We start from the raw sequence: 4,555 nt of genomic DNA, 5'->3' as shown, positions 1-4,555 counted from the left end.
CTCGAATCCCTGGCGCAGGCACCTGCGTGCCACATGATCTACATCGAATCCTCGGCAAAGGCCCGGGTCAGCGAGATCATGGGCAGCTTCGGCGATTCCGCCGTGCTGACCGTCAGTGAAATCGAAGGCTTTGCCACAAGCGGTGGCATGGTCGAGTTCAACGACGATGGGCGCGGCGTTCGCCTGACCATCAATCAGAAGACTGCGCAGGATGCCGGGTTCAAGATCAGCTCGAAACTGCTCCGCGTGGCGACGATCGTCGGTCAGTAGGCACTGGCCCCGCAGTCGCGGGTCCAGCGCGCGAGTGGAGCAAGGGAGACGCGCGAATGCTCGGGTCGCAGGATGCATCAATTAAAACGCGGCTGACGCGGTCCTACATGTTGACCAGCGCCCTGTCGCTGTTCCTGGCCTGTCTGGCCTTTGTTGGATACGACTACTACAGCCAGCGCCAGAGCATCACCAAGGAGCTCTCCCTGGTTGCGCAGATTCTGGCCGAAAACAGCACTGCCGCCATTTCCTTCAACGATACCCAGACCGCCACCGAGATTCTCTCCGCCCTGAAGGCGAAGAACTCGGTGATGCTGGCCTATCTCTTCGACACCGATGGCGAGGTTTTCGCAAAATACGTTCGGCAGAACATTCTCGAGCCCGAGGGCGCGCCCAAGCGGCGCGGCACGGGCCACGAGTTCCGCGACGATACGCTGGTCGTCTATCGGGAGATCATTCTCGACGGCAAGAAGATCGGCACGATCTACGTGCAGTCGGATCTCGCGGCGCTTGTCGAGCGCGCCAAGCAGTTCGTCATCCTGACCGTCATCGTGCTCCTGATCGCAACGGGCGTGGCCTTCGCGCTCTCCATCGTGCTTCAGAAGTCCATCACGGGCCCGATCCACGAGCTGGTGGATACCGTGCAGCGGATCTCGGAAGCCGCAGATTACAGCCTGCGTGCTGAGCGCACGACTGGCGGCGAGATCGGCACACTGACCGATCGTTTCAACGAGATGGTTACCAGCATCGAACAGCGCGACGAGGAGCTCAATCAGGCCCGTGACGATGCCGAGGCCGCCAACCAGGCCAAGAGCACCTTCCTGGCGAACATGAGCCACGAGCTGCGCACGCCCCTCAATGCGATCATCGGTTATTCGGAAATGCTGCAGGAAGATGCCGAGGACATGGGCGAAGACATGTTCGTCTCCGACCTCGGCAAGATCAATTCCGCGGGCAAGCACCTGCTCGGTCTGATCAACAGCGTGCTCGATCTCTCCAAGATCGAAGCCGGCAAGATGGATTTCTACCTCGAAGACTTCGACGTGGCGGCAACCCTCAACGAGGTCCACACCACGATCATGCCGCTCATCGAGAAGAACAACAACGCGCTGCAACTAGAGATCGACCCCGGCGTGGGCGAGATGCATGCCGACGTGGTGAAGATCCGCCAGATCCTGATGAACCTGCTGAGCAATGCCAGCAAGTTCACCGAAAACGGCACCATCACGCTGGGCGCGCGCCGCCTGGAAGACCACGGCAAGGAATGGATCGAATACAGCGTGGGCGACAGTGGCATCGGCATGACGCCCGACCAGCTCGCCAAGCTCTTCGAGGCCTTCACCCAGGCCGACGCCTCCACGACGAAGAAGTACGGCGGCACGGGTCTGGGAATGACCATCACCAAGCACTTCACCGAAATGATGGGCGGCGACATCAACGTCACCAGTGAAGAGGGCGTGGGCACCACGTTCTACATCAAGCTGCCGGCCGTCGTGATCGATCCCAAGACCGACCCCGCCGAGGCCGCGCGCCAGGCCGCCGAGAAGCGCAGCCAGCAGGCGCAGAAGAGCGAAGCCAAGGCCCAGCAGGGCGACGCCCCGGCCCCGGCTGCCAAGCCCGCGGAAAAAGCGGCAGAGGCCGACGACGAGAGCCTGCCGCTCATCCTGGTCATCGATGATGATTCGACCGTACGCGAGCTGATGAAGCGCACGCTCACCCGCGAGAGCTATCGCTGCGTCATGGCGGACAACGGCAAGGACGGCATCCGCCTCGCACACGAGCTGCGCCCTGACGTCATCACCCTCGACGTCATGATGCCCGAAGAGGACGGCTGGTCGGTGCTTACCAAGATCCGCTCAAGCGAAGACCTCTGCAACACGCCGGTCGTGATGATCAGCATGGTGGACGACCGCAGCAAGGGCTTCTCGCTGGGCGCAACGGACTTTCTGGTCAAGCCGGTGGACCAGGAAAAGCTCAGCATTCTCATCAAGCGCTTCCACGAGGGCTTCCCCTCCGGCCCGGTGCTGGTGGTCGAGGACGACGAAGCGACCCGCAACATGGTGATGCGCACCGTCGAGAAGGCCGGCTGGCCCCTGGCGCAGGCCAGGGACGGCGCCGAGGCGCTCGAATTCATCCACAAGGAACGCCCCTCGGTGATCCTGCTCGATCTGATGCTACCCAACATGAGCGGCTTCGAGCTGGTCGACGATCTGCGCGACCACGACCTGTGGCGTACGATCCCGATCATCGTGACGACGGCCAAGGATCTGACCAAGGACGAACGCCTGTTCCTGGAAGCCAACGTCCAACGCATCATGCAAAAGGGTGCGTTCGATTCCGAGGAGCTCTACCAGACGCTGCGGGCATTCGTGCATGAGCGCCTGCCGATCACCGCGCGCCGGAAGAGGAGTGAAGTAGCCAATGGCTAAGATTCTGCTCGTAGAAGACAACCCGATGAACCGCGACATGCTCTCGCGGCGCCTGACCCGACGCGGCTATGAGGTCGTCATGGCCGAAGACGGCCAGGAAGGCGTCACCATGGCGGAGACCGAGAGCCCCGACGTGATTTTGATGGACATGAGCCTGCCCGTAATGGACGGCTGGACGGCGACCACCAAGATCAAGGAAAACCCCAACACCAAGCAGATTCCCATCATCGGGCTCTCAGCCCATGCCATGGAAACCGACCGGGAAAAGGCCATGGCAGCGGGCTGTGACGACTACGATATCAAGCCGGTTGAACTAAAGCGCCTGCTGGGTAAAATTGAAGAACAGCTCGGGAAATAGGTAGCAAGGCCGTCGAGCGCGGCAAATCGCCCCCAGCGGGGCCCCAAGAGTGATGGCGGATACGTACACAGGACACATTCTCGTCGTAGACGACAATCCCACGAACCGGGATCTGCTGGTACGTCGCCTCTCCCGCATGGGCCACACCTCCACCATGGCTGAGAACGGCGTGGAGGCCCTGGAAAAGATCGAGCAGGAAGAATTCGACGCCATCCTGCTCGATATCATGATGCCCAAGATGAACGGCTACGAGGTGCTCGAACACCTCAACAAGACCGGCTACCTCAAGGAAGTCCCGGTCATCATGATTACGGCCGTCGATTCGATCGATTCGGTGGTGAGCTGCGTGAAGCTCGGCGCCACCGACTACCTCACCAAGCCTTTCAATCGCGACATCCTCAACGCACGCCTGGGCCACTGCCTGGAGCGCCGGCACCTGCGCAAGCAGGAGCAGCGCCACCTCGAACAGATCGAGGAAGAGCGCAAGCGCGCCGACGAGCTGCTCCACGTGATTTTGCCTGACATCGTGGCCGAGGAACTCAAGTCCACCAACGAGGTAAAGCCCCGCCGCTACGACGACGTGGCCGTGATCTTCACCGATCTTGTGGGCTTTACTTCCTGGTGCGACCAGCACACGCCAGAGGAAGTCGTCGACATTCTCCAGCGCGTCACCGTCGCCTTCGAGGAAAAGGCCATCGAGCTGGGCATTCAGAAGATCAAGACCATCGGGGACGCCTTCATGGCGACCGCCGGGCTTCTCACCACGTTTGAGAACCCGGTGCTACGCGCCGTCGAATACGGGCATGAGCTCGTGCGCATCGTGAAGGAAACCTCCCCCTGGTCCATCCGCGTGGGCATCCACGTGGGCCCGGTCATCGCCGGCATCGTCGGCCAGCGCCAGTATCTCTTCGACCTCTACGGCGACACGGTGAACACCGCGGCGCGCGTGGAATCGAATTCCGACCACGACGCCGTGTGTCTGAGCCTGGAGGCCTGGAACCAGGTCTCTCCCTATGTGCGCGGCGAGTCGCTGGGCACCCGCGCCGCCAAGGGCAAGGGCGAGATCGAGATCTTCCGCGTGGACGAGATCACCGACAACTCACCCAACGCCAACGCCCCGGTCAACGTGCCCCAGGAAGTCGAGGCCAGCATTGCCAGCCGCGAGTTCCAGGCCGAAGCCGTGCGCGCCGTGGGCGAAGGACCGGTCGGAGGGATTGCCGTGACGGCCAAGCCTGCCGAAGCGCCGCAGGCCGCGGCTCCCGCGGAATCTGCCCCGGCCCCTGCGCCCCCTGAGCCCACGCCGGCGGAGCCTGAAGCGCCCCGCAAGCCCTGGGAATCAGGCGGCAGCCAATCCCCTGCCGGCGCAGCCTCCGCGCCCCCGAGCGCCCCGCGCAAGCCCTGGGAATCGGGCGGGATGAGCGCGGAGTCCGCCCCTGCTGAGCAGCCTCATGCGGCTCCGGCAGCCCCCCAGAGCCCCGAAACCCCCGCCCGCAAACCCTGG

4 protein-coding genes are annotated in these 4,555 nt (G+C 62.8%); all 4 read left to right on the top strand.

Features of this window, described 5'->3' with window-relative positions; genetic code table 11:
- The coding region (locus tag KDH09_14110; protein ID MCB0220831.1) for a YfiR family protein at positions 1-270 on the top strand (270 nt) is incomplete at its 5' end.
- A 56-nt stretch (positions 271-326) separates the two neighbouring features.
- A complete protein-coding gene (locus tag KDH09_14105) occupies positions 327-2,696 on the top strand; it encodes a response regulator (GenBank protein MCB0220830.1) in 2,370 nt (789 codons plus the stop codon).
- Positions 2,689-3,054, top strand: a complete 366-nt coding sequence (locus KDH09_14100; GenBank protein ID MCB0220829.1) for a response regulator — start codon at positions 2,689-2,691, stop codon at positions 3,052-3,054. Before KDH09_14105 ends, KDH09_14100 begins: the two co-directional genes overlap by 8 nt.
- 52 nt (positions 3,055-3,106) lie before the next feature.
- A partial coding sequence (locus KDH09_14095) for a response regulator (GenBank protein ID MCB0220828.1) occupies positions 3,107-4,555 on the top strand: 1,449 nt, incomplete at its 3' end.

The sequence above is a fragment of the Chrysiogenia bacterium genome, from assembly GCA_020434085.1.
Lineage (GTDB): Bacteria > JAGRBM01 > JAGRBM01 > JAGRBM01 > JAGRBM01 > JAGRBM01.
The sequence above is the reverse complement of the archived record's forward strand: the minus strand, read 5'-3'. Positions and strand labels throughout refer to the sequence as shown.